We start from the raw sequence: 4,624 nt of genomic DNA, 5'->3' as shown, positions 1-4,624 counted from the left end.
ACCACAACGCCGGAAACCTCACCATTAGGGGCTGTTACGACGTGTGGCAAACCCGTCCTGCATCGGCCCACTACCAAGTCCAAACCGACGGCACAATTGGCCAGCTCGTATGGGATCGCGATACCGCCTGGCATGCAGGCAACTTTGCAGCCAACACCACCAGTATCGGCATCGAACACGCCGACGTGAGCTCCAGCCCGTGGGCTGTGTCGGAGGCGTGCCTCGATAACGGAGCACACCTCGTCGCCGCGATCTGCAAGTTCTACGGCCTTGGCCGACCCCAGTGGGGCAAGAACGTGTTCGGGCACAAAGACTTCTCTGCCACGGCTTGCCCGGCTTCTCTTGCTGGTTCCCAGCATGCCGCCTACATGTCCCGCGCACAGTCTTGGTATGACCAGATGAGCGGTAGCGCACCAGCACCCGCTCCTGCAGCACCGAACATCGACGCATTGGCTGACGCTGTCATTCGCGGTGATTACGGGAACGGGGAGGAGCGTAAGCTCCGCCTCGGAGCCAACTACGCGGCTGTCCAGCAGCGAGTGAACGAGAAGCTCTCTGGCAACACGCCGACGAAGCCAGCAGGGCCCAACATCGACGCGCTTGCCGACGCCGTGATCCGTGGCGACTATGGCAATGGTGAGGAACGTAAGCGCCGCTTGGGCAACCTCTACGCCGCTGTTCAGGCGCGCGTGAATGCCAAGCTCGGCTACTAAACATCCGCGCCACGTCGGAGCGACTGATGTAGGACGGATTTTGCGGACATTCAAAATAAAAAAGAATGTGGAGGTAACAGACAATGGCAAAATCATTATTTGAGGAACTGGGCGGCAAATACGAAAGGCAAGGGGATTATTTGATACCGTGCTTAACTGTACCCGCCGAAGAAGAACAGGCAATAGGCATCTGGGGGCAACGGCATTTAGATTATCTAAAACAGTACCGTAAAGTTACATACACCAATCTTCTTACAAGCGGCAGGCTAAACGCCTACCTTGCCGACATCAACAGACAGGCACAGGAACGCTTTGAAAGGCTCATAGAGGGTATGAAACAGGCACAGGGCATAACGGAACAGCTAAAGGCAGAAAACGCCTTAGAATGGACAGGATGCCTCAATAACATAAGGGCTTGTGCGAGGGAGATTGTGGAAAAGGAAATTATTTTTGCATAAACAGATGATTAGTGGCAGGGGGAAATCCTGCCGCTTTTTCTGCTTTAGTTTGTCAGCTTGACAAATAAAGGGTTAAGGAATATAATTAGATTCAGTATTATACAAGGAGTTAATAAATATGCGGCAAGGTATTCTTAAATAAACTGTCAATTTGATAGTGGGAACAAAAAGTAGCAGTCCCGTTTCACTTTTAATATGGGGCTTAGTTTTTTGTACCCAGTTTAAGAATACTTTTATCATGTAATTTTATATGCCCGAAAACATATAAGTGTTTTGGGGCTATTGGAGTTATTTACCCAGTGATAGGAGTATTTATCACTGGGTATTTTTATGCCCTTTTTTGGGTGTTGATAGGAGGAAAATCACATGAAAATAATTAACTTAGGCATTCTGGCTCACGTTGACGCAGGAAAGACAACATTAACGGAAAGTTTATTGTATACCAGTGGTGCAATTGCAGAACTAGGGAGCGTAGATGAAGGCACAACAAGGACAGATACAATGAATTTGGAGCGTCAAAGGGGAATCACTATCCAGACAGCAGTGACATCTTTTCAGTGGGAGGATGTAAAAGTCAACATTATAGATACGCCAGGCCATATGGATTTTTTGGCGGAAGTATACCGTTCTTTATCCGTATTAGACGGAGCAGTATTATTAGTTTCTGCAAAGGATGGCATACAGGCACAGACCCGTATACTGTTTCATGCACTACAGATAATGAAGATTCCGACAATTTTTTTCATCAATAAAATTGACCAAGAGGGGATTGATTTGCCAATGGTATATCGGGAAATGAAAGCAAAGCTTTCTTCGGAAATTATAGTGAAGCAAAAGGTTGGGCAGCATCCCCATATAAATGTAACGGACAATGACGATATGGAACAGTGGGATGCGGTAATTATGGGAAACGATGAACTATTAGAGAAATATATGTCAGGGAAACCGTTTAAAATGTCAGAACTGGAACAGGAAGAAAACAGGAGATTCCAAAACGGAACGTTATTTCCCGTTTATCACGGAAGCGCTAAAAACAATCTGGGGATTCGGCAGCTTATAGAAGTAATTGCCAGTAAATTTTATTCATCAACGCCTGAAGGTCAATCTGAACTATGCGGGCAGGTTTTTAAGATTGAATATTCAGAGAAAAGGCGGCGTTTTGTTTATGTGCGTATATATAGCGGAACATTGCATTTGAGGGATGTTATTAGAATATCTGAAAAAGAGAAAATAAAAATCACAGAGATGTGTGTTCCGACAAACGGTGAATTATATTCATCCGATACAGCCTGCTCTGGTGATATTGTAATTTTACCAAATGATGTTTTGCAGCTAAACAGTATTTTGGGGAACGAAATACTGTTGCCGCAGAGAAAATTTATTGAAAATCCTCTCCCTATGCTCCAAACAACGATTGCAGTAAAGAAATCTGAACAGCGGGAAATATTGCTTGGGGCACTTACAGAAATTTCAGATGGCGACCCTCTTTTAAAATATTATGTGGATACTACAACGCATGAGATTATACTTTCTTTTTTGGGGAATGTGCAGATGGAAGTCATTTGTGCCATCCTTGAGGAAAAATATCATGTGGAGGCAGAAATAAAAGAGCCTACTGTTATATATATGGAAAGACCGCTTAGAAAAGCAGAATATACCATCCACATAGAAGTCCCGCCAAATCCTTTCTGGGCTTCTGTCGGGTTGTCCATAGAGCCGCTCCCTATTGGAAGCGGAGTGCAGTATGAAAGCAGAGTTTCACTTGGATATTTAAATCAATCGTTCCAAAATGCGGTTATGGAGGGGGTTCTTTATGGCTGCGAGCAGGGGCTGTATGGATGGAAAGTGACAGACTGTAAAATCTGTTTTGAATATGGATTGTATTATAGTCCTGTAAGTACCCCCGCAGACTTTCGGCTGCTTTCCCCTATCGTATTGGAGCAGGCTTTAAAAAAAGCAGGGACAGAACTATTAGAGCCATATCTCCACTTTGAAATTTATGCACCGCAGGAATATCTCTCACGGGCGTATCATGATGCTCCAAGGTATTGTGCAGATATTGTAAGTACTCAGATAAAGAATGACGAGGTCATTCTGAAAGGAGAAATCCCTGCTAGATGTATTCAAGAATACAGGAACGATTTAACTTATTTCACAAATGGGCAGGGAGTCTGCTTGACAGAGTTAAAAGGATACCATCCAGCTATTGGTAAATTTATTTGCCAACCCCGCCGCCCGAATAGCCGTATAGATAAGGTTCGGCATATGTTCCACAAGTTAGCTTAACAGCTTGCAAAAGTCATATAAAATGAGATTTGAAAGGATTAGAGACTAATTATGATGAAATGCGAATGGATATTGTGTCCTGTTTGTGGGAGCAAAACCCGTAATAAAATTAGGAAGGACACTGTTTTGGAGAATTATCCCCTTTATTGTCCAAAATGCAGACAAGAAAGATTGATTAAAGTTGACAACTTGAAGATAACTGTCATCAAAGAGCCAGACGCTTAAGACGCAGAGCCGATGAAATTGTGGAACAATTCACGAATCATCGGCTCTTTTTGTTTCGTATTTGAAAGAACAAACTCACCAAATAAAAAAAACGATATTCGGGTGGGTTATTTTGTTATACCCTAAATTACCCTCTGAATTTGTTTTTAAATTTGGAGGGATTTTTTTATGTCCTTTTTTCGGGCAGTTATCTATCTGCTCATACGAGCCCCGTCACCACTGTGACTTCCCAATCCTCGGGGAGCCGGTGGTGGCGGGGCTTTTCGTCGTTTCATGGATGGATTTAACAAACGGGGGTTCGTCGGCAGTGGGGTGAAGGGAGTGACCCCACTGTGAATGATCTTGATGAACAACGTATCCGCAACCTGCGCACGGCGGGCTGGGGGTATAAAGCGATTGCCGAGTTTTGCGCCCTGACTCGTGACCAGATCCGCTCGTACTGCACAACCCGAAACCTTGACGCTGCTCCGGTGATGGTCGAGCACGTGTGCCAGTGGTGTGCCAACCCTATACAGGGAGCAGCTCGGGCTCGGTTTTGCTCGCCCGCCTGCAGGCATAAAGCTTGGCGGCATCGACAGAAAACTGAGCCTATGCGCGAGCAGACCTGTACGCACTGCGGACGCTGCTTCGCGATCGTGGACAAGCCAGGTCAAAAGTTTTGCTGTCACGCCTGCTATGTGCGTGCTCGCTTCGGCACCAGGGGCGGACGACCATGAACACGCTCGCCGCTCCTGTTGATCAACTGGCCCAACCTGACGTGTTCGCCCGAGAACTCGCCTTCATCACGGACGCTCACATCTTGAGCATGCTGGCAGGTCGGGGCGTGCTCACACCCGCAGAGCATCAGCGTGCTCACCGGTTGTTGTTCCAGGCGTGGAGCCCGATCTATCAACCACAGATTGTGGGCAAAACGACTGGATAAACACCGCCTTTAGAGCGTGT

General features: G+C 46.2%; 5 protein-coding genes. All 5 read left to right on the top strand.

Going from position 1 to position 4,624, the window contains the following annotated elements:
• On the top strand, positions 1-713 hold a 713-nt coding region (locus HMPREF2975_RS07625), incomplete at its 5' end, for an N-acetylmuramoyl-L-alanine amidase (RefSeq protein WP_070726928.1).
• Between the two features lie 83 nt (positions 714-796).
• Positions 797-1,171, top strand: coding sequence for a TnpV protein (locus HMPREF2975_RS07620; RefSeq protein WP_001129922.1), 375 nt, complete (start codon positions 797-799; stop codon positions 1,169-1,171).
• A 366-nt stretch (positions 1,172-1,537) separates the two neighbouring features.
• On the top strand, positions 1,538-3,457 hold the full coding sequence (tet(O), locus tag HMPREF2975_RS07615) for a tetracycline resistance ribosomal protection protein Tet(O) (protein WP_004007597.1): 1,920 nt from the start codon (positions 1,538-1,540) through the stop codon (positions 3,455-3,457).
• Between the two features lie 51 nt (positions 3,458-3,508).
• Entirely contained in the window at positions 3,509-3,682 is a 174-nt protein-coding gene (locus tag HMPREF2975_RS12060; RefSeq protein ID WP_002779755.1) for a cysteine-rich KTR domain-containing protein, read from the top strand.
• A 712-nt stretch (positions 3,683-4,394) separates the two neighbouring features.
• Positions 4,395-4,604 carry a hypothetical protein gene (locus HMPREF2975_RS07610; protein ID WP_004007595.1) on the top strand — a complete coding sequence of 70 codons (210 nt, stop codon included), beginning with the start codon at positions 4,395-4,397 and terminating at the stop codon, positions 4,602-4,604.
• Positions 4,605-4,624 lie beyond the last annotated feature (20 nt).

The sequence above is a fragment of the Actinomyces sp. HMSC065F12 genome, from assembly GCF_001814535.1.
Taxonomy (GTDB): domain Bacteria; phylum Actinomycetota; class Actinomycetes; order Actinomycetales; family Actinomycetaceae; genus Pauljensenia; species Pauljensenia radingae_A.
This window is presented reverse-complemented; position numbering and strand designations above follow the sequence as displayed.

Excerpts from the sequence above, each read along its gene's own strand:
- HMPREF2975_RS07620 (WP_001129922.1), top strand. The coding sequence starts at position 797 with ATGGCAAAATCATTATTTGAGGAACTGGGCGGCAAATACGAAAGGCAA.
- HMPREF2975_RS12060 (WP_002779755.1), top strand. The coding sequence starts at position 3,509 with ATGATGAAATGCGAATGGATATTGTGTCCTGTTTGTGGGAGCAAAACC.
- HMPREF2975_RS07610 (WP_004007595.1), top strand. The coding sequence starts at position 4,395 with ATGAACACGCTCGCCGCTCCTGTTGATCAACTGGCCCAACCTGACGTG.